Here is a 24,246-nt window from a genome sequence, read left to right on the forward strand (position 1 = left end):
CGAGTTCCACGCCGGCCGAGAAGCCTTGCAGCAGACGCCCGAGCAACACAATGATCGGCGCTGCTATGCCGATGGTCGCGTACCCCGGAATCACCGCGACCAGCAAGGTGCCGACGGCCATCATGGCCAGCGTGAGGATCAGGCCCTTGCGTCGCCCGTGATGATCGATATACGCGCCGAGCACGATTGCACCGATCGGCCGCATCAGGAAGCCGGCGCCGAATACCGACAACGCAAGCATCAGCGACGCGAATTCGTTACCGCTCGGAAAGTACGTCTTGGCAATGGCCGAAGCGTAATAGCCGTAGACCATGAAGTCGTACATTTCGAGGAAATTGCCGCTGACAACCCGAAAAACCGATTTGAATTTCGACTCGTTTGCAGACATAGCGTGTGAGGACATGAACTTGACCTTCTCAAAGGATGCGGTGTGCCGGCGCACGAGGGCGACAACAATCACTGCATTCGACAGCAATTAACAACGACCGGCGCGACTGCGACGGACGCATTGATGGTACCTATCCAATCATCAATACCGACTTGCCCACCTGGCGCCGTGCCTCAAGCTCGGCATGCGCCTCTTCAACCTTATCGAACGTATAGCGGGCGCTGATGGCTATGCTGAGCGAGCCATCGGAGAGCGCGGCGAACACGTCGTCGGCGCGGCGCTGCACGGTGTCCGCGTCGGCGAGATGATCGGCCAGCCGCGGACGCGTCAGGAACAGCGAGCCGCTTTCGCCCAGTTCAATGGGATCGAGGTCGTTCAACGAACCCGACACCGATCCATAGTTGACAACCAGGCCACGCACGCGCGTGGCGCGGAAACTGTCTCGCAGCGTCGTGCGGCCGACCGCGTCATACACCACATCCACGCCCCGGCCTCCAGTCGCTTCCCGCACGCGGTCAGCAAAGCGGCCTTCGTCATACAGCATCACGTGATCCGCGCCGAGCTTGCGCGCGATGTACGCCTTCGGCTCGCTGCTGGTGGTGGCAAACACCGTCGCACCACGACGCTTGGCAAGCTGCACCAGCAACTGGCCGATACCGCCGGAAGCCGCATGGATCAGGCACGTGGTGCCGGCGCTCACATGGCCGACATCGTCGATCAGATAATGAGCCGTTGATCCCTGGAAGATCGCGGCAGCGCCAAGGTCATACGGAATCGAATCGGGAATTCGCGCCAGCCGGGCCGCCGGTACGACTGCGTATTCGGCGTAAGCGCCCCACGAAATACACCACGCGACCCGCTCGCCCAGTTCGAACGACGTGACACCCGCACCGGTTTTAACCACATCACCGGAGCCTTCCATGCCAAGCGTGCAGGGAATTCTCACGGGGTATGTACGAGACAGCTTGTATTTTCCCTGACGCGTGTGGATGTCCATGAAGTTGATACCGGCGCATCTGACCTTGACCAGCACTTCACCAGGCCCCGGCTTGGGAACTTCGATATCCTGACGAATCAGGACTTCGGGTCCGCCGTACTGTTCTATGCGTATCGCTTTCATTGCATCGCTTCGAATAGAGGGAAATAGGTCGCCGGTTCCACGTCATTGATTCGGCATTACTTCGCGCCGAGCTGTACACGATCCACGAACTCATTCGTGTAGGTCCGCGATAGATCGATATGGCGCGGATCGATCGACGAGTTCGCCAGTGTGAGCACCTTCAGTACCGCTGCGGGCGTACCGTCCGGCATCCGCCCGTCCTTTGTGAACATCGGCATGGAGGACTTCAGGGCGCTGATATAAAGCGCCTTACCCTGTCCCGGTCCATAAAAGTCGGCCGGCACCTTGGCCGCTATCTCTTCGGCGCTATGGCTCGCAATGAACGCCAGCGAACGCACCATTGCGCGCACGAGCTTCTGCGCTTCATCGTGGTGCGTGTTGACCCAGCTTCGCTGAGCGTAGAAACACGGGCCGGCATATGGGCCGCCCAGCGCAGCCGCAGTGCCCGCGGCGCTACGCATGTCCACCAGCACTTTTGCATCGCCGCTGGCTAGCAGCCGGCTGGCAACCGGCTCCTCGATCATGCCCGCGTCGATACCGCCCTGATTCAACGCCGAGATAAAACTGTCGTCGGAACCCACCGGCAACACGGAGTATTCCTTCGGTGACAACCCCGCACGCGCCGCAAGATAATGAGTCAGGAAGTTCGTCGACGAGCCCAGCCCCGTCACACCCAGCGTCTTGCCTTTCGCGTCCGCCATGGTGTTGAAACCCGCCGCGGATTTCCTCGATACCAGCTCGACCAACCCCGCACTCTTGCTGAATACCATGAGCGCTTCGACGTCCTTGCCGCGGCTCTGCAGGTCAATGGTGTGATCGTAAAAACCGACCGCGCCCTGGATCGCACCGGCGAGCAGTTCCGTGGCGGTATCGACGCCGGCCGGCTGCGACAGGATCTCGAATTCGAGTCCTTCGTCCTTGAAATAACCGAGTTGCGAGGCAAGGATCAAGGGCAGATAGACGATCTTGGAGGTGCCTCCCGCCATCAGCGTCAGCTTTTCCGCCTGGGCAGGCGTCGCGCCGCACAAAAGTGCGGCCAGCGTGCAAGCGAGCGTAAAAAAGCGGGGCGAAAACTGCATCGAGAAACGTCTCCTTCTATCCGTGGCAAACCGGCATCTTGTTCTAATGTGCGGCAAGTATAAGAAGACAAAGCCTTCTGCCTGCTTTCTGCCGGGGTGGAAAAATATCGGCGTTTACCCTCAGCGAGCCGAATTGGTCCTTTTTAAACGACTACGCGCTCAATCCCGTGAGGGAGAGAGCGCGTTTATATTCAGATTTTGTTACCGCGTCTTGCTTGAATCGAGAGTTACCAGGCGGCGATCACCGCACCGGCGTACTTTGCTTCAATGAACTGCTTCACTTCGGGCGAGTGATACGCGGCCACAAGTTTCGCCACCCACGGCTTGTCCTTGTCCACGGCACGAATCGCAATGACGTTCGAGTACGGGCCGTTCGGATCTTCAATCGCGATCGCGTCCTGCTTCGGCTTCAACCCGGCTTCCATCGCGAAGTTCGTGTTGATCGCGGCGGCGTCCACATCCGCGAGCGAGCGCGGGATTTGCGCAGCGTCGAGTTCGACGATCTTCAGCTTTCTCGGATTATCGATAATATCGAGCGGCGTGGCTTTCAAGCCTGCATCGGCGCGCAATTTCAGCAAGCCGTTCTTTTGCAGCAGCAACAGCGCCCGGCCACCGTTGGTCGGATCGTTCGGCACGGCAATGCGCGCGCCCGCCGGCAACTGCGCCAGCGACTTGAACTTCTTCGAATAGATGCCCATGGGGAACGTGACCGTATCGGCAACCTTGATCAGCTTGTAGCCACGGTCCTTCACCTGCGCGTCGAGATACGGCGCGTGCTGATAGCTGTTCGCGTCGAGATCGCCCGAGGCCAGAGCCGCATTCGGCTGGACGTAATCGGCAAACTCGACAATCTTGATGTTCAGGCCGTTCTTCGCGGCCACCTGCTTCACGACTTCCATGACCTGCGCATGCGGACCGCCGGTCACGCCTACCTTGATGGTTTCGTCGGCTTGCGCGACATTAGCGAGCACTGCCGTTGCGCTGAAGACAGCGGCCAGTTTGAGAATGAATCGACGTTGCATGGACTACCCTTTGAGCACTGTATGAAAAATTATTTATGGCTGGTCATTTGTGGCTGAGACGGCGCACGAGCCAGTCGCCGAACGACTGCACAAGCTGCACGAAGACGATCAGGATCACCACCACCGTCAGCATCACTTCCGGCAAAAACCGCTGATACCCGTAGCGAATGCCCAGGTCGCCCAGACCACCGCCGCCGATTGCGCCTGCCATTGCCGAATATCCCACCAGTGACACGAACGTAATTGTCAAACCGGCAACCACACCCGGCAAGGACTCCGGCAACAACACCTTGAACACGATCTGGCTCGTTGTTGCGCCCATTGCCTGCGCTGCCTCAATCAAGCCGCGATCGACCTCGCGCAGGGCAGTTTCGACCAGCCGCGCGATGAACGGCGCGGCCGCGATAGTCAGCGGCACGACCGCGGCCATCGTCCCGATCGACGAGCCGACCACCAGCCGCGTGAACGGGATCACCGCGACGAGCAGAATGATAAACGGTGTGGAGCGCACCGCATTCACGACCCCGCCCATGACCCGGTTCACCGCGAGATTGCGCAACACGCCGTCGCGGTCGGTGAGATACAGCAGCACGCCGAGCGGCAGCCCCAAAGCCGCGCCGACCAGCCCGGAAATGCCCACCATCACGAGCGTTTCCCAGAACGACTGGACGAACATATCAAACATTTCACTCAACATGGGACATCTCCTCCACCACCACACCTTGTTCACGCAGATAAGCAATGGCCTCGGCCACATTCGCCGGTTTTCCGGCCGCGAGCACCGCCAGCGAGCCGAACGCCTGGCCCTGGATCTCATCGATCTGGCCGTGCAGGATGTTGAAATCGAGTTCGAAGCGGCGGATGGTTTCAGAGAGGATCGGCTGGTCGACGCCGGAGCCGGTGAACGCGAGCCGCAGCAAATGACCGCTGCCGGTTTTCAAGCGCTCGGCCACGCGCAGCTTCAACGCGGGCGGCAGTTCGTGCGCGATCACGTCGCCAATCAACGCGCGCGTGACTTCGTGATGCGGTTGCATGAAGACATCGACCACATTGCCTTCCTCTACCACGCGGCCGGCATCGAGCACCGCGACGCGATCGCAGACCTGCTTGATCACGTCCATCTGGTGCGTGATCAGCACGACCGTCAGGCCGAGTTCCTTGTTGATCTTGCGTAGCAGATCAAGAATGGAGCGCGTGGTTTCAGGATCGAGCGCGGACGTGGCTTCGTCGGAGAGCAGCACTTTGGGCTTGCTGGCAAGCGCCCGGGCGATCCCCACGCGCTGCTTCTGGCCACCGCTGATCTGGGCGGGGTAACGATCCTTTTGCGTGGTGAGCCCGACAAGTTCCAGCAGCGGCAACACGGTCGCCTCGATCTCGCCGCGCTTCATGCCGGCGAGTTCGAGCGGCAGCGCCACATTGTCGAACACCGTGCGCGACGACAGCAAATTGAAGTGCTGGAAGATCATGCCGATGTCACGGCGCGCCGTACGCAATTGCGCGGCGGCCAACGTGGTGAGATCGCGGCCGTCCACGATCACGCTGCCTTCGCTCGGTCTCGTCAACAAGTTGATGGTGCGCACCAGCGTACTTTTACCGGCGCCGCTGCGTCCGATGATGCCGAACACTTCGCCTGGCGGAATCGTCAGATTGACGTTGTGCAACGCTTCGATCCAGCCTCGTGGGCCGGCGAAACGTTGCGAAAGATTGCGTATTTCGATCATGTAAACAAAAAAGCGGCGGACTTCCCATTGAGCAAGTTCGCTCGGGCAGCCGGCCGCCGTTCATCCCTGGTTCGTGAGAGGCGAAAGTTTAACGTAACCCGCGCCGCGGCTTTAATAATCTATTGCGCAAGGCTAATTACTTATGCGTATGTAGCTTGCGCGGCGTGGCCTTCAGGGGCGTTGACCGCCCGCGAAATACGCATTGCTCATATCGATTCAAGCAAAGCTCGGTTCCATCGCGCAAAATCGATAGCTAAGATGGCGGCATGATCCATGCGTGATCCTGCTTCGACAGGCTGCGGCGTTCTCGCGTACGAACCGGTGCGCCAAGCGCGGCTTCACTGCACTCTTGGGAGTATTTCGTTGAAAAGCCTTGAATTTCGCCAGCCGCTCGTGGTCGGCATTGGTGGCACGACCCGCGCGGCCTCATCGACTGAACGCGCACTTCGCCTCGCCCTGCGCGGCGCCGAAGCGGAAGGCGCGCGCACGCGACTGTTCGGCGGCACGTTCCTGCACTCGCTGCCTCACTACGCGCCCGAACACGGCGAACGCTCGGCAGAACAGCTCGAACTGATTGAGGCTGTGCGGGAAGCGGACGCGGTGATCATTGCGACGCCGGGCTATCACGGCGGGGTCTCGGGGCTGGTGAAGAACGCACTGGACACGCTGGAAGAACTCAGCGACGACAAGCGTCCGTACCTCGACGGTCGTGCGGTGGGCTGCGTGGTGACAGCGTATGGCTGGCAAGGAGGAGGTGCAGTGCTCACCTCCCTGCGCTCGATCGTGCATGCCTTGCGCGGCTGGCCGACGCCGTACGGCGCGGCGGTCAACTCGCTGGAAACACGCTTCGAGACGATTGATTCCTGCTCGGACCCGAAGGTCACTGAGCAGTTGGCGACAGTGGGGCGGCAGGCGGCTCAGTTCGCGCTGGCCTTCAACGCACGCGATGCGCTGGGTGATTTGGATCAGCCTAATGAAGGGTCAACCGCGATTGCGCTGACAATCTCCACAATCGCCACAATCGCCGATTGAAAAAACGCCGGCCTTGAACCGCACCCCAAAAGTCGGATACCGAATCAACTTTTGGGGTGTTTTTCGTGACGAAATACAGTGAGCAGTTAAAGCTTAAGGTAGTGAAGCGGTATTTGGGCAGCGTACACGCTGCCCTGAATGGTTGACGTCCTGACACGCCCCCCGCAGTTCGCCCGTGCGCAGTATCAGTTAGGCCGAGACATTACTCAGGAGTCCACGCCGGTTTTCGGCCGGCTCCTGCATCTAGTCCTTGAACGGCAATTCCGGGGTGAAAACAAACGGATCGAGCGCATAACCCGTGTGGAAATAACCGCTGCACGCACACGTCGCAATGCGCTCAAGATCGTACGGCTCCCGTGCCGCCCCACGCGATTGATCGGCGGCCAGCGTACGCCGCTCGCGCCAGTGCCGCAGCACCTCACTGCCCCAGTTTCTAAAAATGGCTCTCGGTTCAGACATCGCAGTTCTCCTTGAACGCGTTCCGGTACGGGCTACCGCTAAGTACAAGGTAGGTCAAACTTAAGCGTACGGGAACCATCTTTTATTCATTTGCATATCTGACGATGAATACGAAATCCATCAATCTCTATTAAGTCTCTATTAAGCCAGCGTTTCAAGGGGGTTCAGCAAGCGACCCTCATAAAGGCTCCACATCCTGTGTGTTAAGCAAAGTCCAATCGCTTCGTTGCCGCGCCCGCGCACGGATGCTTCAATTTATTGCCGCTACGTTTTCTGCCGGCACCCGCTTCTGCCTGCCCCAGGGCGCGAGCATCCCGATCCACGACGATCCACAACCACAACCGACGACATCCAACGATTCCCCAAGGAGCACCTGATGACCCTGATCGCCACGCCTGCCTCTGCCGCCGAAGCCTCAACCGCGCTGGACCTCGACGTCCATCCAGTGGGCGGCCGGATTGGCGCCGAAATCCGGGGCGTGCGCCTCGGGCCGGATCTGGACGACTCGACCATTGCGGCCATCAACGCCACGTTGCTGCGGCATAAGGTGATCTTCTTTCGCGGTCAGTCGCATCTGGACGACGCCGCGCAAGAGGCGTTCGCCAGCCGCTTCGGCGAAACCGTCGCGCATCCGACCGTGCCACCGGTTGCCGGCAGCAATCGTCTGCTCGAACTCGACTCGAAGAACGGCTCGCGGGCCAATTCCTGGCATACCGACGTGACCTTCGTCGAAGCGTATCCAAAGATCTCGATCCTGCGAGGCGTGGTGATTCCGCCCGCTGGCGGCGATACGGTCTGGGCCAACACTGCAGAGGCCTACCGGCGCCTGCCGGACCCGCTGCGCGCCCTGGCGGACTCCCTGTGGGCTATTCATACGAATACCTACGACTACGCGGCGAACAGCAGTGCGCCTGCCACCGACGCCGAGCGGGCGCATCGCGAGCAGTTCACGTCGACGGTCTATGAAACCGAACATCCGGTCGTGCACGTGCATCCGGAGACGGGCGAACGCAGCCTTGTGCTGGGGCATTTCGTGCAGCGCTTCGTCGGCTTGTCGCAGCGGGATTCCGATCGCCTGAAGGAGCTCTTCCACGACCACGTCACGCGCCTCGAAAACACAGTGCGCTGGCGCTGGACACAAGGCGACGTGGCGATCTGGGACAACCGGGCGACGCAGCACTACGCGGTAGCGGATTACGACGAGAGCTCACGCCGCGTGGTCCGGCGCGCGACGGTGCATGGTGACGTGCCCGTGGGTATCGACGGTCGCCGCAGCCGCGCGTTGCGCGGCACGCCTGCACTGATCTGATCCTGCACCCGGCAGCACGCCCAAGCTGCGCTGCCTTTCGCCTCCTCTTTCGCCTCCTCTTCTTTGTGTCTTCTTAGCGAATTCAATGACCTTACGATCCCTTCTGCATTCCCTGATTGCCACACTGGGCGTGCTTGCCGCCACGAGCGTCCTGGCCGCTGCGCCCGCTGTTGTCCGGATCGGCGTGGCGACGCAAGGTTATGGCGACCCGCCCGTGTTCGGCGGCTCGCCGGCCGCGACCGCCCAGTTGCAGCACCTCACGGAAGACGCTCTCAAACCCGACGGCGTCAAGGTCGAATGGATTTTCTTCAAAGGTGCCGGGCCCGCGGTCAACGAGGCGCTGGCGAATCGCCAGATCGACTTCGCCTATCAGGGCGACCTGCCCGCCGTGCTTGGCCGCGCGAATGGCCTCAAGACAAAATTGCTGCTCGAATCGGGCGTGCGCACCGGCGTTTATCTGGCGGTGCCGCCTGACTCGGACATCAAGAGCGTCAAGGATCTCAAGGGCAAGCGCGTCGCAATCTTTCGCGGCACCAACCTGCAGCTCGTAGTCGATAACGTGCTGAAAGCGAACGGTCTCTCCGAACGCGACCTGCGCGTGATCAATCTCGACGATGCCGCGTCGCAAGCCGCGCTTGCATCTAAGGGCGTGGATGCGGTGTTTCTCGACTTCAAGCTTTTCAAGCTTCAGCGGCAGGGCCTCGCGAAGATCATCTACGCGTCGCGTGACGGCGGCCTGCAGTACACGCGCCAGGCGCATCTGCTGGTTCTCGACGACTTCGAGCATGACCATCCCGACATCGTGCAAAAAGTCGTGACCTCAGTCGTGCAAGCGTCGCAATGGTCGTCGGACGAAGCCAATCGCGGCGCGCTCTTCACGCTGTGGGCAAAGAGCGGTGTGCCGGTGGAATCGTGGCAATCGGAGTACGCGAACCAGACGCTCAAGGACCGTACTTCGCCGTTGATCGATCCGTTTATCGTGGCCCGCTATCAGGCCGTTGCCGACGACGCGCTGCGTCTTAACCTGATCCGCCAGCCCGTGAGCGTGAACGGCTGGTTCGAACCAAAGTATCTCGATCAGGCATTGAAGACGCTGAAGCTCGAGAACTACTGGCCGCGTTTCGATCCGTCCGGCAAGCCGCTGGCATCGTGAACGTCTGAACTTTTCTGGAGAATCCGGTCATGGCGAACAGCATCGCTCGCACTTTGAATCCAGGCCAACGGACGTCGCTTGACGGCACCCACGGTCACGCCGCGAACGTGGCGCGATCGCTGGGCTGGATTGCGTTGCCCTGGCTCGTGCCCGTGGCCTGCGCCGTGTTATGGGTGCTCGGCTCGCACTACGGCTGGATCTCGCCGCAGATCCTGCCGTCGCCCACTCTCGTCTTCGATACCCTCGGCGGTCTCGCCAGCACCGGCGAACTGTGGATGCATATCGGTGCGAGCCTGTCGCGGATCGCGGTTGGCTTCACGGGTGGCGTCGTGCTCGGCTTGCTGCTTGGCGCATGGCTGGGACTGTCGCGCACAGCCGAGGCTTACATCCTGCCCAGCTTCAATGCCGTCGTGCAGGTGCCGGTACTGGGATGGTTGCCGTTTCTCATGATCGTAGTGGGTATTGGCGAGCCGTTGAAGTATTTGCTGATCGGGCATGCCGCGCTCGTTCCGGTCACCTTGAGCACGCTGCAGGGATTTCGCCGGACACCGCCCGCGTATCTCGATGTTGCGCGCGTCTTTCGCTATTCACGCCACCAGGCCATCTTCAACGTGATCCTGCCTTCGGCCGTGCCGGTAATCGGCACCGGTATCCGCCTTGCATTTACGAAGGCGTGGCTCACGCTGGTCGTGGTCGAACTGGTGGCATCGTCGGAAGGGCTCGGTTATCTGATCGTGTACGGGCGGCAGTTGTTCCAACTCGATCTGGTGCTTGCGTCGGTGCTCATCGTGGGTGCGATCGGGTATGCCGCGGATCGCCTGCTGAGCGTTCTGGAACACAAGTTGTCGCCCGCGCGGCCGGCCTGAAGGAGTATCGAAATGGCCACGTCGTCTCTTGAACTTGAAACCGGATCCGCGGCTGTCGCTCCTTCGGGCGAACCGGGCAAAGCCGGACGCTGGCGCGGCTGGGTCATCCCGGCTGTCGCCCTATTCTGCTGGTGGTTTGTCTCGCGCCATGTGGTCGCCGGACACGGCATGATGACCTCGCCTGCACAGGTGCTGCATACGGCTATCGATCAGGCGCGAAGCGGTGCGCTGTGGCGTGCGCTCTCGGCATCGCTTGCACGCGAACTGACAGGCTTCACGCTGGGCGCAAGCCTTGGGCTCGTGCTGGGTGCGTTGCTCGGTGTCTCGCCCTTCGCCAACCGGCTGATCGGACCCAGCTTCAATGCGTTCAAGCAGGTCTCCCTGTTTGCCTGGATACCGCTGATTTCCGTATGGTTCGGTCTCGGCGATGTCGCGAAAGTCGTATTCCTTTCGCTCGCCGCGCTGGTGCCCGTGGTCGCGCACACAAGCGACGGCATCCGCGCGGTTTCCCCTGCGCTGCTCGATGTCGCCCGCGTGTTCCGCTACAGCAAGTTGCAAACCGTCAGACACGTCGTTCTTCCCGCTGCATTGCCGTCCATCTTCACCGGCATCTATCTCGCGCTCATCTATTCGTGGCTTGCGACGCTCGGCGCAGAGTATCTATTGGTCGCTGGCAGCGGCATCGGCAACACGCTGGTCGACGGCAGCGAACAGTTCCGCATGGATCTCGTGGTGTTCGGCGTGATCGTGATCGGCATTACCGGATGGGCGTTGAATGCGTTAGCCCGCGCCATCCAGCAACGCTGGTTCCGCGATCCGGCCGTTTGATTGCGCATTTTCCATTTTTCATAAAGAGTCCATATCATCATGGCGACTGCCTCCCATACCCGAACAAGTGATCTCAACCTGCATCACGTCTCCAAGCGTTTTGCCGGCGACGACCACGCCGTGCCTGTGCTCGATCGCGTCGACCTGTCGGTGAAAAGCGGCGAGTTCGTGGCTATCGTGGGTGCGAGCGGTTGCGGCAAATCCACGCTGCTGCGCCTGATTGCAGGGCTCGACGACCAGTTCGACGGCGACATCGAATTCAGCGGCGAGCGCGTTCAAACCACTGATCTTGCGCGCGGGATCGTGTTTCAGGATCACAGGCTGTTTCCGTGGCTCAACGTCGAGCAGAACATTGCGGTCGCGCTGAAAAATTCGGGGCGTAGCAAGGTAGAGAAGCACCGTGCGGTCGCCGAGCATATCGCGCTGGTCGGCCTGAAGGGTTATGAAGGGCATCATTCGCATCAGCTTTCGGGCGGCATGGCGCAACGCGTGGCAATCGCGCGAGGGCTCGTCAACCGGCCGAAGCTCCTGCTGCTCGACGAGCCGTTCGGCGCGCTCGACGCGCTCACGCGCAGCCGTCTTCAGAACGAGTTGCGACGCATCTGGGAACACGAGCGGATCACCATGATCCTCGTGACCCACGACGTTGACGAAGCCGTGTTCCTCGCGGACCGCGTGGTGGTGATGCAGGCGCGGCCGGGGCGTATTGGCAAGGTGGTGAAAGTCGACCTGCCACGGCCGCGCAGCCGCAGCGACGTCGCATTCGTTCGCTTGCGCGATGAAATACTGGCTGACTTCAGCGTGCCGCAGGACGCAACTGCCGCCTGATCGGAACCCGTCCCTCGAGCAAATGCTTCGCAACGTTTTCTTCTTTCCAATCCCTGACGACAATAGGTTTGCTTCTGCCAAATGCTTGTTTCACTTGTTCTTCGAGGCTGGTTAATCTGGGACACATGCATTCCATTGCATTGTGTACCGGAGGTAAAACAAGCATGCATTACAAGGGTTATGACGTCGCTCCCGCGGCACAAGCGCTGCCCAGCGGATTGTTCGCCGCCAACCTCGTGATTCAGGACGAAGCGTCGCTGCAAAAGCGCGCTTATGTATTCGATGCGCTCGACTACTTCTTCGAATCCGATCTCGCCATTGCGTATGCCGCGCGCTGGGCTCGCATGTGGATCGACAATCGGCGGCTGCCGCGCGCCTGACGCTGTTTTCCGCCCCCGCATTCACGCAGGGCGGCATTCCGTAATCGATTTCAGTTCAATGCCACAGCCGCCGCGGCGTTGACCGGCGACCCTTCGAGCGCGATCGAAGCACGCCCGTCTGGTCCGACTGGCACGTCACCCACAAGCGTTGTCCGATAGAGTTGCCGGTCGAACTCCAGATCGAAGATATCCGATGGCGCGAGGTGCGCCGTCGAGCGGTTGTCCCAGAACGCTATGCTGCCCGGCTCCCATTTGAAACGTACCGTCAACTCCGGACGCGTCACGTGTTCCCATAGCAGTTCAGGATCGCCTGGCTCTCACGCGGCGACACGCCAACTATGTGCTTCAGGAAACTCGGGCTGACATATAGCGCACGCTCGCCGGTTTCGGGGTGCACGCGCACAAGCGGATGTTCAGTGACCAACGCGCGCTGCTGCACGGCTTGCTGAAACGCGCTGGTGCCGCTTGCCCCCGCGGGCGGTGTGAATCGATGTACACCGCGCAAGCCATCGACAAACTCGCGCAGTGGCGCCGAGAGCTTTTCATACGCCGCAACAAGGCTTGTCCATTGCGTGTCGCCACCATAAGGCGGGATGGTCACGCCACGCAGGATTGACGCAAACGGCGGGTTGACCGCAGCTGTTACATCGGTATGCCAGCCGGTCCACGGCCGTAACAACGCCTGACCTTCAAAGCGCGTCGCCTTGCGATACTTGGAAATGGAATAGATCTCGGGGTGCCCTTCAACGTGCCCGAACACGGGATGGCCCAGCGTGAGTTCACCGAACTGTGCGGAGAACGCCACGTGCTGTGCATGCGTGAGGAACTGCTCGCGAAAGAAGATCACGCGCCACTTCAACAACGCCGCCCGAATCTGCGCGACCTGATGAGCGTCGAGTGGCTGCGATAGATCGACGCCACTAATTTGCGCTCCTATAAACGCCGACAACGGCGTGACCTGGACTGACTCGGTAGTGCTTGCGACGGCTGCGTTCATTGCGTGTCTCCTGAAGGGGGATCGCCAGCTTGAGGTGGGGGCATTCGGGTCTTATACGAATGATTGAAGATCAGGCATGCGCGGCGGCATGAAAAAACGGACTTCGACGTTTCGATATGCACAGTACGACCACCCCGCAGCGGCCTCAACCAATCGATCCGCATATACAAACCACGCCGAACGCAAAAGATGGCTCGGGACTAGAATCAATCTCGCCGCTTCGAATAAGGTTATCGCATTTTCTTCCTTCCCAATTGTAAGGAGCCGGTCTAACTTCACCGCCATGAACTCAACCATCCAGTCACCTTCCAGTCTCCCGCATGAACAACCGCCGGTCGCGTGGATCGCCGGGGTCGGCGCCAGCGCCGGACTCGGCGCCGCAGTCGCCCGGCGCTTTTCGGAGGGCGGCTTCACTGTCGCCCTCACGGGACGCACGGCCGAACGTGTGGAAAGCATCGCTGCGGAAATTCGCGCCGCGGGCGGCGTCGCCCACGCATTGACCGGCGATATCTCGAACGAAGCAACCGTCGCCGAGCTTGCCGACCGCGTGCGTGAACTCGGTCCGCTAACGGCGGCCGTATTCAACGCGGGCGGTGCAAGCCGTGCGCCCACGCTTGAACTGAGTGCAGCGGACTTCGAGCAGGCATGGCGCACCGGCGTGCTCGGGGGTTTCCTGTTTGCTCAGGCGGCGTTGCGCCGGATCTTGAATAACGGGCTGAACACCGCCAGTTCAACGGGACGGGGCACACTGCTGTTCACAGGCGCTACGGCTGCGCTGCGCGGCAAACCACCCTTCGCCGCTTTCGCTGCATCAAAGGCAGCGCTGCGTTCGTTGAGCCAGACCCTGGCCCGTGAGTTCGGGTCCGAAGGCGTGCACGTGGCGCATATCGTGATTGATGGCGGCATCGACGGCGAGCGTTTGCGGCAATCCGCACCACAGCGTGTGCAGCAGGCCGGTGATGATGGCTTGCTGCAGGCAAGCGCCATCGCGCAAAGCTATTGGCAACTTCACCATCAGCATAGAAGTGCATGGACGCAGGAACTTGATCTGCGTCCATTCAAGGAAACGTTCTGAACAGCGAACCGCGCGCTGAAACCTTGCGCGCGGTTCGCCTTGCTTTCGCTGTCATGCGTTCCTGATTGGCGCGCCTGCAGTCATTTACTTCATCCATTTATCCCCTCATGTCGAAACGCCCCCTCCTCCTCGCGTTGGCGCTGTGCGCCGCGCTCGCTCCATTCAGCGCCCGCGCCGCCGGTGCAAACGAACTGCGCATCGGCTTCGTGCCGGGGCCTTACGCCGATGAATTCAAAGCCGGTGTCGAACCGCAATTGCGCCAGAAGGGTTACACGATCAAGTACGTGGATTTCAGCACGGGGCTCGAGGCAAATCAGGCTGTGTATCGTGGGGAAATTGAGGCAGACGTCATGCAGCACGAGGTCTATTTGAAATCATATAACGATCGCAATGGGACCGATCTTGTGCCGGTCGTACAAGTACCCACGCCGCCAATGGGTCTTTATTCGAAGAAGCATCATGCGTTGACGGACGTTCATGCCGGCGCGACGGTGGCCGTGCCCAACGATCCGGTCAACCTGGAGCGCGCACTCAAGATCCTGCAGCGGATCGGCTGGATCAAGCTTCGCCCGAACAGCAATCCGGTGGATGTGACCGAGCGTGACGTGATCGCGAATCCGGCCGGCATCAAGATCGTTCCGCTTGAAAATGCGCAGGCGCCGCGCGCACTCGATGACGTCGATTTCGCCGCCATCCAGGGCAACTTCGCCATTTTCAGTGGCTACAAACTGACCGATGCGCTCGCCCTCGAGCAGATGACACCGCCCTACATCAACCAGGTCGTGGTCAGAGCGGCGAACAAGACGTCGCGCGGTACGCTGGACATTGTCGAGGCCTATCAGTCGCCCGCTTTTCAGCAAGCCATCCGGAACAACCACTTCTACGATGGCTTTCGCCTTCCAGAATACTTCGCCACCAAGTAGGGTCATCGCGATGTTATCCGCATAACCTTATGGATTTTTATTCGTTCAGCTTCGGGTCATGCGGGTATAGCTTTGAAGTCTTGATCCCGAGGCCGAGGAACGACCATGAGCACCGTATTCGAAGAACGTCCGCGCGCAGAAGCGCTGCACGCGGTAGAAGCTGAACTCAATTATCTGCGAGCGGGCGAAGGCCGGCCGGTGAGCTACACGTTTGAGCCGCCGCCCGGCGTGCCCTGGACTTCCGGCGCACTCGAACCTCGGCGCGTGACCATCCGCGACGCGCGTCCACTCGCGGCAGCGGGAGAGTTATCGCTGGATAAAAGCGGCTTCGAACGCATCGCGCACACAAGCGCCTTGAGCGACTTCAGCGACGACACCGCCATCCCCTCGATCTACTACAACGAATCCGCACAGGTCCTCCTCAAGGCGACGGGGGCAGAGAAGGTCGTGGTATTCGATCACACCCTGCGCGACAGCTTGAGCGGTTCGCGCGCAACTTCGTCCTTGCGCGAACCGGTACGGCGCGTGCACAACGACCAGACGTTCGTCTCCGGGCCGCGTCGCGTGCGTGACCATCTGCCCGCCAATGAAGCCGCTCAACGCCTCAAGCAGCGCTTTGCGATCATTAACCTATGGCGGCCGCTCGACGTAGTGGAGCAGCTACCCCTTGCACTCTGCGACGCACGCTCGATCGCAGCAAGCGACCTGGTGCCAAGCGATCTCGTGTACAAGGACAAGGTTGGTGAGACTTTTTCGTTCACGCATAACCCGGCCCATCGCTGGTATTACTTCCCGAAACTACGGCCCGACGAAGCGCTGCTGCTCAAGATCTACGACTCTCGCGACGACGGTACCGCCCGTCTGACGGCACACACGGCGTTTGAAGATCCGACTACGCCGGAAGGCGCCGCACCGCGCAGAAGCATCGAATTGCGAGCGCTGGTTTTCTGGAAGGAATGACAAACGACGACTAGCCGGCGACCGGTGCATGCCAACCTTGTTGCGCGCATGCACCGGATCTTAGCTAAGCTTTCAAATTGGCATAAACACATGAAAACAGAATGGTTAGCCTGACGCGCAAGTCATGAGACGATGCGCGCCTGCCAACCAGAAAGAGTTTCAACATGCATCGTAGAACTGTTCTTGCAAGTCTCGCCTTCGCTGCACTCGGCGCTGTCTTCGGCGTCGCGCATGCAGAAGACGCACCGCTGAAAATCGGCACCATGAGCGGCCCCGACGCGCAGATCTGGACCGAAGTGTCCAAGGTTGCGGCGCGCGAAGGCCTCAAGATCAAGGTGATCGAATTCAACGATTACATCCAGCCCAACGCCGCCCTCGACGCCGGCGACCTCGATGCGAACGGCTTTCAGCATCAGCCGTTCCTCGACAGCCAAATCAAGCAGCGCGGCTACAAGATCGTCAACGTAGGCCTGACCTACGTTGCACCCATGGGCTTCTACTCGAAGAAGTTCAAGTCATTGAAAGACCTGCCGCAAGGGGCGAAAGTCGGTATCCAGAACGACCCGTCGAATGGCAATCGCGCGCTGCTGCTGTTGCAGAAAAACGGCATCATCAAGTTGAAGGCCGGCGTGGGTAAGGATGGTGTGAACGCAACGCCGCTCGACGTAGTCGAGAACCCGAAGGGCATCAAGCTGGTCGAACTCGACTCGGCGCAGTTGCCGCGTTCGCTGGACGACCTCGCCGCCGCGTCGATCAATACGGACTATGCCGTGAAAGCGGGCCTGTCGCCTACGAAAGACGCCATTGCCATTGAAGACCTGAAGGGTCCTTATGCCAACCTGATCGCGGTTCGCACTCAGGATCGCAACGCACCCTGGGTCAAGAAACTGGTCGCGGCGTATGAGTCGCCGGACGTGAAGAATTTCATCGATACCCAGTTCAAGGGCTCGATCATTCCTGCGTTCTAAGCGGGCGTTCTCGCCGCGGGGCGAACCCACCATAGCTTCCGACGTGCTTAGGTTGTGAGCTTTTATTGGTTCGCCCCAGCGGCGGCTTTCATTACATTGACCGGTCACTAAAAATTGTTCGAAAGACCAATAGGACCGATCGATGAAATTTGCCCGGGGCGCTCTACTTTCTCGTCTTATCACCTCGCTCGCCACGTTGGCGACAGCATGGGTGCCGGCCGTCACGCACGCCGCGCCACCCGCCGAAGTAAAGCTCGACTACGCGTACTACTCGCCCGAAAGCCTGGTCATCAAACGCCAGGGCTGGCTGGAAAAAGAGCTTGCGCCTGATCACACGCAGGTCAAGTGGGTGTTGAGCCTCGGCAGCAACCGCGCGCTCGAATACTTGAACAGCGGCGCGATCGACATTGGCTCGACCGCGGGCCTGGCCGCCCTGCTCGGGCGTGCCAACGGCAATCCCATCCGCGCAGTCTATATCTACTCGCGGGCCGAATGGACCGCGCTGGTCGTCGCCAAGGATTCGCCGCTCAAGACCTTGGCGGATCTGAAGGGCAAGAAAATTGCCGCGACCAAAGGCACGGATCCCTACCTCTTTACGTTGCGTGCGCTGCACACGGTCGGCCTGACCCGTGACGATGTGGAACTGGTCAACCTCCAACATCCCGATGGGCGCACCGCGCTCGCTAACGGTCAAGTCGATGCATGGGCCGGTCTCGATCCACACATGGCCGCTGCGCAAATTGATGACGGCGCACGGCTGCTTTATCGTAACGTTGCGTTCAATACCTACGGGTTTCTCAATGCGCGAGAGGACTTCATCAAGGAGCATCCTGAGACTCTCGCACACGTGCTAAAGGTGTACGAACAGGCACGCGTGTGGATCGCTGCGCATCCCGACGAAACCGCGAAGATTATCTCCGAGGAGTCGAAGTTATCGTTGCCGGTGGCAAAGCTGCAACTGAGCCGCAATGACTTCAGCCATCCGCAGCCGGGTGCCGAGCAGATCGACGCGTTGAAAGCAGCCGCACCTATTCTCACGCAGGAGCAGCTTGTCAAACCGGGCACTGATCTGAATCAGGTGATCGACGCGCTGATCGACGTCAAGTTCGCGCAGCCGGTCATAGCATCGGCTAACAGCAAATGAACCGGCCCGCGCTAAGGGCGAATGTGGTGGCCTCCGATGAATCGCTCGCGCTGTCTGGACAACTATCGTCCAAGGAAAAAACGGCGAGCTCACCTCTGCAACCATGGCGCATTGCCGGGCTCCTGCTGCCCTTCGCGTTTCTCGGCCTCATGGAAATGCTGGTCAGAACCCATGTCGTTCCGGAACATCTGGTTCCGGCGCCAAGCAGCATAGTCGAGACGCTCTGGCAACTCGGCGGCGAGCGCCTCGCGCGGCATATTGGTGCCAGTAGTTTGCGCGTGTTCGCGGGCTTTGCTATTGGCGCGTTCATCGCCATTCTTTTCGGCGCGGCGATGGGCCTGAGCCGAAGACTCGACGCGCTGCTCGATCCAAGTTTTCAGGCGCTAAGAGCCATTCCATCGCTGGCATGGGTTCCTGTTCTCCTGCTCTGGATGGGTATCGACGAGGCGCCCAAGATTACGCTGATTGCTATCGGCGCGTTCTTTCCAGTGCACTTGAGCGTGGTCGCCGGCATTCGTGGCGTGGACCGCAAGCTGATCGAACTGGGCGAGGTGAATCGCCTGGGGCAGCGGGCGCTCTTTACGCGCATTCTGCTTCCGGCATCGCTGCCGCACATCTTCACGGGGCTGCGGACCGGCCTGAGCCTTGCGTGGATGTTCATGGTCGCCGCCGAGCTGATCGCAGCCACGCGTGGTCTGGGTTATCTGCTGAGCGATGGCCGCGAAACAGGACGTCCTGACCTTGTCTTCGGGGCAATCCTGTTACTCGCGTTGCTAGGGAAACTAAGCGACAGCGTGCTCAAGGCGATCGAAACCCGCGTGCTTTCATGGCGTGACACCAATACCGGAGACCGCCGATGAGCGCCCCGCTTCTCGACTTGCGCGTCTCTGACAAACACCACGACTCGCGCACCATACTTGAACGCCTCACGCTCTCGATCCGGCGCGGGGAGATAGTAAGTCTCGTGGGTCCGAGCGGTTGCGGAAAGAGCACGCTATTGCGGATTCTTGCGGGCCTCGACCGTGAATTCAACGGCGAGATTCTGATCGATGGAAAGCGACAACAAGGGCCATCGAGCAGGATCGGGGTGATCTTTCAGGAGCCGCGTTTATTGCCCTGGCTGAGTGTGGCGGACAATGTCGCGTTTCCGGCAGGCCCGCGTCGTGGACGCGACCCTCGCGTGGGCAGTTTGCTGGCTGAAGTGGGTCTTGCCGGTGCGCGCGCTTATCTTCCCAAGCAATTGTCCGGCGGCATGGCGCAGCGGGTGGCAATCGCGAGGGGTCTGTTCTCCGAGCCCGATTTGCTGTTGCTTGACGAGCCCTTCAGTGCGGTCGACGCAATGACGCGGATGCGGTTGCAGGATCTGTTGTTATCGCTCGTGCGCTCGCATGGGACGGCAGCGCTCCTGGTCACGCACGATCTGGACGAAGCGCTTTACCTCTCGGACCGCGTGCTGCTGATGACACCGTCGGGTAAAAGCGGTGCTGGGCGGATTGTGCGTGAGATCGACGTAAGCGTCGAGCGGCCGCGCGATCGTCGCGATGTCTTGCTTGCGAGCCTGCGCGGCGAATTGCTGGAAGGTCTGGGGGCGGTCACGGTCTGAGCCGCCCTTCAGGACAGGGTCAAAGCCGTGCGATAGAGACTTCCGTCGACTTCACAAACGCAATGACTTCGCTCCCTACCTTGAGTTCCAGTTCGTCGATCGAGCGCGTGGTGATCACCGAAGTGACAATGCCATAAGGGGTCTCCACATCGACTTCCGAGACCACCGAACCACGAATGATCTCCTTGATATGGCCTTTGAACTGGTTGCGTACATTGATTGCCGTGATGCCCATGGTGATGCTCCGTATTGATTGAATAGTGCCGGGGCCGGTAGACAGCGGCAATGAGTGAATCGATAACCAAATCTAGCCTGGCTGCGCACCGTTCCTGAGAACTCGCGACAACACTTGTTCTTCCAGCTCGGCGAAACCTTCCGCCGTGCGTGAACGCGGGCGCTGCAGGGAGATGGCGGCATCGAAGGAAATCTTCCCCGCTTCGATCAACACGATCCGCTCGCCCAGCGCCACCGCTTCCTGCACATCGTGCGTGACAAGCAGTGCGGTGAAGCGATGCTCGCGCCACAGACGCTCAATCAGCGCGTGCATTTCGATGCGCGTCAACGCATCGAGCGCACCCAGCGGTTCGTCCAGCAACAGCAGGTCCGGCCGGTGCACCAACGCGCGCGCAAGCGCTACCCGTTGCCGCTGACCGCCTGACAATTGCGCGGGCCAATCGCCCTCCCGCGCGCTCAGGCCCACTTCAGCCAGCGTCGCCCGGGCATCTTCGCGCGACGAACGCGGCAAGCCGAGCATGACGTTTTGCAGCACGCTCTTCCACGGCAGCAAGCGAGCATCCTGGAACATGATGCGGGTCTCCAGAACACTGGTTCCCGCCGCCGCATTGCGCTGAACGACACCGCCGGTCGCTTTTTCAAGGCCCGCGATCAGGCGCAGCAACGTGGACTTGCCGCAGCCGCTGCGGCCGACTATCGATACAAAACTGCCGCGTTCAATGGCGAAATCGAAGTTCGACAATACCTTGCGCTCGCCAAAATGTTTGTCGACGCCTTGCAGCGCGACAGCCATGTCCGCGGGGAGCGTCCGGGGCGCAACCGCTGCCGGCGCACGTTCGCGCGCAGCAACTTCCGGTTCGTTGCCTTCCAGCACGGCATTACCCGATGCATACGATGCGTAGCTTGATGTCACGTTTTTGCTCCCTTCTGATACGCAGGATGCCAGCGCAGCGTTGCGCGCTCGATCGACTTCGCGAGCATGTCGGCAAGCTTGCCGAGCAGCGCGTAAAGCAGGATGCCGACGACCACCACATCGGTCTGCAGAAACTCGCGCGCGTTCATCGTCATATAGCCGATCCCCGATTGCGCCGAGATGGTCTCAGCCACAATCAGCATCACCCACATCAACCCGAATGCGAACCGCACGCCCACCAGAATGGAAGGCAATGCGCCCGGCAGGATCACGTCGCGATACAGCGCAAAGCCCGAGAGTCCGTAGCTGCGTGCCATCTCGATCAGGTCTGCATCGACGGACCGAATGCCGTGGTACGTATTCGTATAGATGGGGAAAAACACACCCAGCGCAACGAGGAACAACTTCGCTTCCTCTCCGATGCCGAACCACAAAATCACCAGCGGAATCATGGCGAGCGCGGGGATGTTGCGGATCATCTGCACGCTCGAGTCGAGCGCGATTTCAGCCGGCTTGAAAAGGCCCGTCCCCAACCCAAGCACAAAGCCGATGCTGCCGCCGATCGCAAAGCCGGTCAGCGCACGCCATGCGCTCACCTTCACGTTCGCCCACATATCGCCGGACTGGATCAGCTCCCACGCGGCCTTGACCACGGCCAAGGGTTCGGGCAATACCCGCGACGACAAACCGCCCGTGCGCGCGGCCAGTTCCCATGCAATCAGGATCAGGATAGGCACAAGCCAAGGCGCGGCTTGTACGCCGGCGCGACGAAAAAACGGGACCACGTTCATCGGACCTCCGGGTTCAACGTTGCCAATCAACTTTGCCAATTAACTTTGCGAAGCGCGAGGCAAATACGACGTGCCGACGATTTCACCGAACGGTCCCGACAAAGGACCCGACGAGCGCTCTTTCTGTTCACGCGGCAGCAGCGGGAAGACGAGCTCGGCAAACCGGTACGACTCTTCCAGATGCGGATAGCCCGACAGGATGAAGGTGTCGATACCGAGTGCCGCGTACTCTTTCATCAAACCCGCGACCTGCTCCGGGTTGCCCACCAGCGCCGTGCCTGCACCGCCGCGCACGAGGCCGACACCCGCCCACAAATGCGGATAGACCTCGAGCTTGTCACGCTGCCCGCCGTGCAATGCCGCCATGCGCCGCTGGCCTTCCGAATCCATCTTTGCAAACGATGCCTGGGCCCGCTGGATGGTTTCATCGTCGAGCTTGCTGATGAGCCTGTCCGCGTCGGCCCACGCTTCCTGTTCCGTTTCGCGCACGATCACATGCAGGCGAATGCCGAACTTGATCTTGCGGCCTTTATCCGCTGCGCGGCGACGGATGTCGGCGAGCTTCTTTTCGACTTCAGCGGGCGGTTCACCCCAGGTCAGATAGGTATCGATATGATCGGCCGCGATCTCGTGCGCAGCCGGCGACGAACCGCCGAACCACAGCGGCGGATGCGCCTTTTGCACGGGCGGATAAAGCACCTTGCCGCCCTTCGAGCTCAGGTGCTTGCCCTCGAAATCGATCGTGCCGCCTTCATGCGACGACTCGAGCAGACCGCGCCAGATCTGCAGGAATTCGTCCGTGACTTCGTAGCGGGTGTTGTGATCATTGAACACACCATCGCCGGCCAGTTCAATCGGGTCACCGCCCGTCACGACGTTGATCAACAGACGGCCGCCGGAGAGACGGTCGAAGGTCGATGCCATGCGTGCGGACAATGCCGGAGACGTCAGACCCGGGCGGATCGCAACGAGGAACTTGAGGCGTTTCGTTGCGGGAATCAGGCTGGATGCCACCACCCATGCGTCTTCGCAGGAACGACCCGTCGGCAGCAGCACGCCCTCGTAGCCGAGCGTGTCGGCCGCTACCGCGATCTGGCGGAAGTAGTCGTAGTCAGCGGCGCGCGCGCCTTGCGTCGTGCCGAGATAACGGCTGTCGCCGTGGGTCGGAATGAACCAGAAAACATTCATCGAGGGCTCCTGCCTTGCGGTGTAAGTTCGAGTGTCGAGTAGGGAACCGGCGAAGCGTGTACATACAAGGTACGGCCCATGTTCGTGCGAAACGAGTCGCCCATCCCCGTTCAGATGATTCATCTTAGCGATGCCCACTTTAGGCATGAACGATTTATTTAAGCTAAGGTTCTCGCCAATTCTGCTTATGCGTCTCTAGCGACGCAGGAGCGCAACGTCCGGCTTAAGCAACGCTCCAGCGCGCATCGGCCACCGCCAGTTTCTTCGGAATCAGCTTCAGGCCGGTGAAGGTATCGGCAATCTGCTGCTGGTATGCAAGGGTCTCCGGCGTGATGGACTGCACACCGTAACCGGTCCGTTTCAACGCGCGCTCGAGCGTCGTCTGATCCAGCCCGACCAGCGGTGACAGCAGCTTCGCGGCGTCCGGCACGTTGTCGCGTCCCCATTGGTCGACGTGGTCCAGTTCCTCCAGCAACGCATGCACAAGCTGCGGTTGAGCGGTCGCGAACTTACGTGTTGCAAGGTAGTACTGCGTGTTGCGCACCAGCCCGGTGCCGTCCGCAATCACGCGTGCATTCGCCTGACGTTCGACGGCTGCGAGATACGGGTCCCAGATGACCCATGCGTCGACGCTGCCCTGCACGAACGCCGCGCGCGCGTCGGCGGGAGCAAGATAGACCGGCTGGATATCCGCATATGAAAGCCCGGCCTTCTTCAGCGCTTCAACTAGCAAGTAGTGGACATTCGAGCCCTTGTTCAAAGCGACCTTCTTGCCGCGCAGATCTTCTACCTTACGGATTGCCGAATCGTGCGGTACGACAATCGCTTCGCCTTGCGGTGCAGGCGGTTCGTTGCCCACATACACAAAGTCCACGCCCGCGGCCTGAGCAAAGATCGGTGGCGTTTCACCTACCGTACCGGCATCGACTGCACCTGCGTTGAGCCCTTCCAGAAGTTGCGGTCCGGCTGGGAATTCGAGCCATTGCACGGTGACGCCCTGGGCCGCGAGTCGTTTGTCGAGCGTACCGCGCGCCTTCAGAACGACGAAGTTGCCGTACTTCTGATAACCAATGCGGAACGTTTTTCCCGGCTCCTCGGCGCGTGCTGTCTGGCTGGCTAATAGTGCTCCGGCGCCGGTCAGGATGCTGGTGGCTCCCGCGCTCAAAGCGGCTATCTTGAGCAATGTACGACGGCGTGACGGAACGGCCAGTTGCGATAACGTTTCGTCTTGTATCCGGTAATGCTCAGACATGTTTTGCTCCTTC

At 60.5% G+C, this 24,246-nt stretch carries 26 protein-coding genes and 1 pseudogene; 14 read left to right on the forward strand and 13 right to left on the reverse strand.

What is annotated here, in order from left to right; translation table 11 throughout:
• From BSU04_RS09810 to BSU04_RS09835, 6 genes are all read right to left on the reverse strand, one after another.
• Positions 1-403, reverse strand: a 403-nt coding sequence (locus BSU04_RS09810) for an MFS transporter (protein ID WP_144021178.1), incomplete at its 3' end; no start/stop codon positions are given.
• A gap of 115 nt (positions 404-518) precedes the next feature.
• Positions 519-1,508, reverse strand: a complete 990-nt coding sequence (locus BSU04_RS09815) for a quinone oxidoreductase family protein (RefSeq protein ID WP_089160438.1) — start codon at positions 1,506-1,508, stop codon at positions 519-521.
• Between the two features lie 56 nt (positions 1,509-1,564).
• Positions 1,565-2,587 (reverse strand): ABC transporter substrate-binding protein, encoded by a 1,023-nt coding sequence (locus BSU04_RS09820; RefSeq protein ID WP_089160439.1) that lies wholly within the window; start codon positions 2,585-2,587, stop codon positions 1,565-1,567.
• Between the two features lie 227 nt (positions 2,588-2,814).
• On the reverse strand, positions 2,815-3,609 hold the full coding sequence (locus tag BSU04_RS09825; RefSeq protein ID WP_089160440.1) for a MetQ/NlpA family ABC transporter substrate-binding protein: 795 nt from the start codon (positions 3,607-3,609) through the stop codon (positions 2,815-2,817).
• 43 nt (positions 3,610-3,652) lie between these two features.
• Positions 3,653-4,306: a methionine ABC transporter permease gene (locus BSU04_RS09830; protein ID WP_089160441.1), complete on the reverse strand. Its 654-nt coding sequence runs from the start codon at positions 4,304-4,306 to the stop codon at positions 3,653-3,655.
• Positions 4,296-5,330 (reverse strand): methionine ABC transporter ATP-binding protein, encoded by a 1,035-nt coding sequence (locus BSU04_RS09835; protein ID WP_089160442.1) that lies wholly within the window; start codon positions 5,328-5,330, stop codon positions 4,296-4,298. Before BSU04_RS09835 ends, BSU04_RS09830 begins: the two co-directional genes overlap by 11 nt.
• 363 nt (positions 5,331-5,693) lie before the next feature.
• On the opposite strand from BSU04_RS09835, the gene BSU04_RS09840 reads away from it, so the two are divergent.
• Positions 5,694-6,362 carry an NADPH-dependent FMN reductase gene (locus BSU04_RS09840; protein ID WP_256982385.1) on the forward strand — a complete coding sequence of 223 codons (669 nt, stop codon included), beginning with the start codon at positions 5,694-5,696 and terminating at the stop codon, positions 6,360-6,362.
• Between the two features lie 243 nt (positions 6,363-6,605).
• Here BSU04_RS09840 and BSU04_RS09845 read toward each other — a convergent pair whose 3' ends face one another.
• Positions 6,606-6,821 carry a hypothetical protein gene (locus BSU04_RS09845; RefSeq protein ID WP_089160444.1) on the reverse strand — a complete coding sequence of 72 codons (216 nt, stop codon included), beginning with the start codon at positions 6,819-6,821 and terminating at the stop codon, positions 6,606-6,608.
• 376 nt (positions 6,822-7,197) lie between these two features.
• Between BSU04_RS09845 and BSU04_RS09850 the strand changes: the two genes are divergently transcribed.
• From BSU04_RS09850 to BSU04_RS09875, 6 genes are all read left to right on the forward strand, one after another.
• The gene (locus BSU04_RS09850; RefSeq protein ID WP_089160445.1) at positions 7,198-8,130 is read left to right on the forward strand and encodes a TauD/TfdA dioxygenase family protein; all 933 of its coding nucleotides are present in this window, start codon (positions 7,198-7,200) and stop codon (positions 8,128-8,130) included.
• Between the two features lie 85 nt (positions 8,131-8,215).
• Positions 8,216-9,283: an ABC transporter substrate-binding protein gene (locus BSU04_RS09855; protein ID WP_089160446.1), complete on the forward strand. Its 1,068-nt coding sequence runs from the start codon at positions 8,216-8,218 to the stop codon at positions 9,281-9,283.
• 29 nt (positions 9,284-9,312) lie between these two features.
• Positions 9,313-10,149: an ABC transporter permease gene (locus tag BSU04_RS09860; RefSeq protein ID WP_089160447.1), complete on the forward strand. Its 837-nt coding sequence runs from the start codon at positions 9,313-9,315 to the stop codon at positions 10,147-10,149.
• A gap of 12 nt (positions 10,150-10,161) precedes the next feature.
• Positions 10,162-10,977 (forward strand): ABC transporter permease, encoded by an 816-nt coding sequence (locus BSU04_RS09865; protein ID WP_089160448.1) that lies wholly within the window; start codon positions 10,162-10,164, stop codon positions 10,975-10,977.
• Positions 10,978-11,016: 39 nt separating this feature from the next.
• The gene (locus BSU04_RS09870) at positions 11,017-11,805 is read left to right on the forward strand and encodes an ABC transporter ATP-binding protein (protein ID WP_089160449.1); all 789 of its coding nucleotides are present in this window, start codon (positions 11,017-11,019) and stop codon (positions 11,803-11,805) included.
• Positions 11,806-11,969: 164 nt separating this feature from the next.
• Entirely contained in the window at positions 11,970-12,185 is a 216-nt protein-coding gene (locus BSU04_RS09875; RefSeq protein WP_089160450.1) for a hypothetical protein, read from the forward strand.
• Positions 12,186-12,235: 50 nt separating this feature from the next.
• Here BSU04_RS09875 and BSU04_RS09880 read toward each other — a convergent pair.
• Positions 12,236-13,182: pseudogene (locus tag BSU04_RS09880) on the reverse strand (TauD/TfdA dioxygenase family protein).
• 283 nt (positions 13,183-13,465) lie between these two features.
• Between BSU04_RS09880 and BSU04_RS09890 the strand changes: the two are divergent.
• The 7 genes from BSU04_RS09890 (at position 13,466) to BSU04_RS09920 (ending at position 19,855) form a co-directional block, all read left to right on the forward strand.
• Complete coding sequence (locus tag BSU04_RS09890) at positions 13,466-14,257, forward strand: SDR family NAD(P)-dependent oxidoreductase (RefSeq protein WP_089160452.1); 792 nt, start codon at positions 13,466-13,468, stop codon at positions 14,255-14,257.
• Positions 14,258-14,364: 107 nt separating this feature from the next.
• A complete protein-coding gene (locus tag BSU04_RS09895) occupies positions 14,365-15,180 on the forward strand; it encodes a MetQ/NlpA family ABC transporter substrate-binding protein (RefSeq protein ID WP_089160453.1) in 816 nt (271 codons plus the stop codon).
• Positions 15,181-15,285: 105 nt separating this feature from the next.
• Positions 15,286-16,140, forward strand: a complete 855-nt coding sequence (locus BSU04_RS09900) for a CmcJ/NvfI family oxidoreductase (protein WP_089160454.1) — start codon at positions 15,286-15,288, stop codon at positions 16,138-16,140.
• A gap of 164 nt (positions 16,141-16,304) precedes the next feature.
• On the forward strand, positions 16,305-17,108 hold the full coding sequence (locus BSU04_RS09905; RefSeq protein ID WP_089160455.1) for a MetQ/NlpA family ABC transporter substrate-binding protein: 804 nt from the start codon (positions 16,305-16,307) through the stop codon (positions 17,106-17,108).
• Positions 17,109-17,250: 142 nt separating this feature from the next.
• A complete protein-coding gene (locus BSU04_RS09910) occupies positions 17,251-18,252 on the forward strand; it encodes an aliphatic sulfonate ABC transporter substrate-binding protein (RefSeq protein ID WP_089160456.1) in 1,002 nt (333 codons plus the stop codon).
• A complete protein-coding gene (locus BSU04_RS09915; protein WP_089160457.1) occupies positions 18,249-19,112 on the forward strand; it encodes an ABC transporter permease in 864 nt (287 codons plus the stop codon). The genes BSU04_RS09910 and BSU04_RS09915 overlap by 4 nt, the downstream gene beginning before the upstream one ends.
• On the forward strand, positions 19,109-19,855 hold the full coding sequence (locus BSU04_RS09920; protein ID WP_089160458.1) for an ABC transporter ATP-binding protein: 747 nt from the start codon (positions 19,109-19,111) through the stop codon (positions 19,853-19,855). The genes BSU04_RS09915 and BSU04_RS09920 overlap by 4 nt, the downstream gene beginning before the upstream one ends.
• Positions 19,856-19,874: 19 nt before the next feature.
• Here the strand turns inward: BSU04_RS09920 and BSU04_RS09925 are convergent, their stop codons facing one another.
• The 5 genes from BSU04_RS09925 to BSU04_RS09945 form a co-directional block, all read right to left on the reverse strand.
• A complete protein-coding gene (locus tag BSU04_RS09925) occupies positions 19,875-20,090 on the reverse strand; it encodes a TOBE domain-containing protein (RefSeq protein ID WP_031357267.1) in 216 nt (71 codons plus the stop codon).
• Positions 20,091-20,162: 72 nt separating this feature from the next.
• Positions 20,163-21,002: an ATP-binding cassette domain-containing protein gene (locus BSU04_RS09930; protein WP_256982388.1), complete on the reverse strand. Its 840-nt coding sequence runs from the start codon at positions 21,000-21,002 to the stop codon at positions 20,163-20,165.
• Entirely contained in the window at positions 20,999-21,793 is a 795-nt protein-coding gene (gene ssuC / locus BSU04_RS09935; protein ID WP_089160492.1) for an aliphatic sulfonate ABC transporter permease SsuC, read from the reverse strand. Before ssuC ends, BSU04_RS09930 begins: the two co-directional genes overlap by 4 nt.
• A gap of 39 nt (positions 21,794-21,832) precedes the next feature.
• Positions 21,833-22,981, reverse strand: coding sequence for an FMNH2-dependent alkanesulfonate monooxygenase (ssuD, locus tag BSU04_RS09940; protein ID WP_089160459.1), 1,149 nt, complete (start codon positions 22,979-22,981; stop codon positions 21,833-21,835).
• A gap of 223 nt (positions 22,982-23,204) precedes the next feature.
• Entirely contained in the window at positions 23,205-24,233 is a 1,029-nt protein-coding gene (locus tag BSU04_RS09945; protein ID WP_089160460.1) for a sulfonate ABC transporter substrate-binding protein, read from the reverse strand.
• Between the last annotated feature and the right edge of the window lie 13 nt (positions 24,234-24,246).

The sequence above is a fragment of the Caballeronia sordidicola genome (genome assembly GCF_002220365.1).
In the GTDB taxonomy this organism is placed as follows: domain Bacteria; phylum Pseudomonadota; class Gammaproteobacteria; order Burkholderiales; family Burkholderiaceae; genus Caballeronia; species Caballeronia sordidicola_C.

Excerpts from the sequence above, each read along its gene's own strand:
- BSU04_RS09815 (WP_089160438.1), bottom strand. The coding sequence starts at position 1,508 with ATGAAAGCGATACGCATAGAACAGTACGGCGGACCCGAAGTCCTGATT.
- BSU04_RS09820 (WP_089160439.1), bottom strand. The coding sequence starts at position 2,587 with ATGCAGTTTTCGCCCCGCTTTTTTACGCTCGCTTGCACGCTGGCCGCA.
- BSU04_RS09825 (WP_089160440.1), bottom strand. The coding sequence starts at position 3,609 with ATGCAACGTCGATTCATTCTCAAACTGGCCGCTGTCTTCAGCGCAACG.
- BSU04_RS09830 (WP_089160441.1), bottom strand. The coding sequence starts at position 4,306 with ATGTTGAGTGAAATGTTTGATATGTTCGTCCAGTCGTTCTGGGAAACG.
- BSU04_RS09835 (WP_089160442.1), bottom strand. The coding sequence starts at position 5,330 with ATGATCGAAATACGCAATCTTTCGCAACGTTTCGCCGGCCCACGAGGC.
- BSU04_RS09845 (WP_089160444.1), bottom strand. The coding sequence starts at position 6,821 with ATGTCTGAACCGAGAGCCATTTTTAGAAACTGGGGCAGTGAGGTGCTG.
- BSU04_RS09850 (WP_089160445.1), top strand. The coding sequence starts at position 7,198 with ATGACCCTGATCGCCACGCCTGCCTCTGCCGCCGAAGCCTCAACCGCG.
- BSU04_RS09855 (WP_089160446.1), top strand. The coding sequence starts at position 8,216 with ATGACCTTACGATCCCTTCTGCATTCCCTGATTGCCACACTGGGCGTG.
- BSU04_RS09860 (WP_089160447.1), top strand. The coding sequence starts at position 9,313 with ATGGCGAACAGCATCGCTCGCACTTTGAATCCAGGCCAACGGACGTCG.
- BSU04_RS09865 (WP_089160448.1), top strand. The coding sequence starts at position 10,162 with ATGGCCACGTCGTCTCTTGAACTTGAAACCGGATCCGCGGCTGTCGCT.
- BSU04_RS09870 (WP_089160449.1), top strand. The coding sequence starts at position 11,017 with ATGGCGACTGCCTCCCATACCCGAACAAGTGATCTCAACCTGCATCAC.
- BSU04_RS09875 (WP_089160450.1), top strand. The coding sequence starts at position 11,970 with ATGCATTACAAGGGTTATGACGTCGCTCCCGCGGCACAAGCGCTGCCC.
- BSU04_RS09890 (WP_089160452.1), top strand. The coding sequence starts at position 13,466 with ATGAACTCAACCATCCAGTCACCTTCCAGTCTCCCGCATGAACAACCG.
- BSU04_RS09895 (WP_089160453.1), top strand. The coding sequence starts at position 14,365 with ATGTCGAAACGCCCCCTCCTCCTCGCGTTGGCGCTGTGCGCCGCGCTC.
- BSU04_RS09900 (WP_089160454.1), top strand. The coding sequence starts at position 15,286 with ATGAGCACCGTATTCGAAGAACGTCCGCGCGCAGAAGCGCTGCACGCG.
- BSU04_RS09905 (WP_089160455.1), top strand. The coding sequence starts at position 16,305 with ATGCATCGTAGAACTGTTCTTGCAAGTCTCGCCTTCGCTGCACTCGGC.
- BSU04_RS09910 (WP_089160456.1), top strand. The coding sequence starts at position 17,251 with ATGAAATTTGCCCGGGGCGCTCTACTTTCTCGTCTTATCACCTCGCTC.
- BSU04_RS09915 (WP_089160457.1), top strand. The coding sequence starts at position 18,249 with ATGAACCGGCCCGCGCTAAGGGCGAATGTGGTGGCCTCCGATGAATCG.
- BSU04_RS09920 (WP_089160458.1), top strand. The coding sequence starts at position 19,109 with ATGAGCGCCCCGCTTCTCGACTTGCGCGTCTCTGACAAACACCACGAC.
- BSU04_RS09925 (WP_031357267.1), bottom strand. The coding sequence starts at position 20,090 with ATGGGCATCACGGCAATCAATGTACGCAACCAGTTCAAAGGCCATATC.
- ssuC (WP_089160492.1), bottom strand. The coding sequence starts at position 21,793 with ATGAACGTGGTCCCGTTTTTTCGTCGCGCCGGCGTACAAGCCGCGCCT.
- ssuD (WP_089160459.1), bottom strand. The coding sequence starts at position 22,981 with ATGAATGTTTTCTGGTTCATTCCGACCCACGGCGACAGCCGTTATCTC.
- BSU04_RS09945 (WP_089160460.1), bottom strand. The coding sequence starts at position 24,233 with ATGTCTGAGCATTACCGGATACAAGACGAAACGTTATCGCAACTGGCC.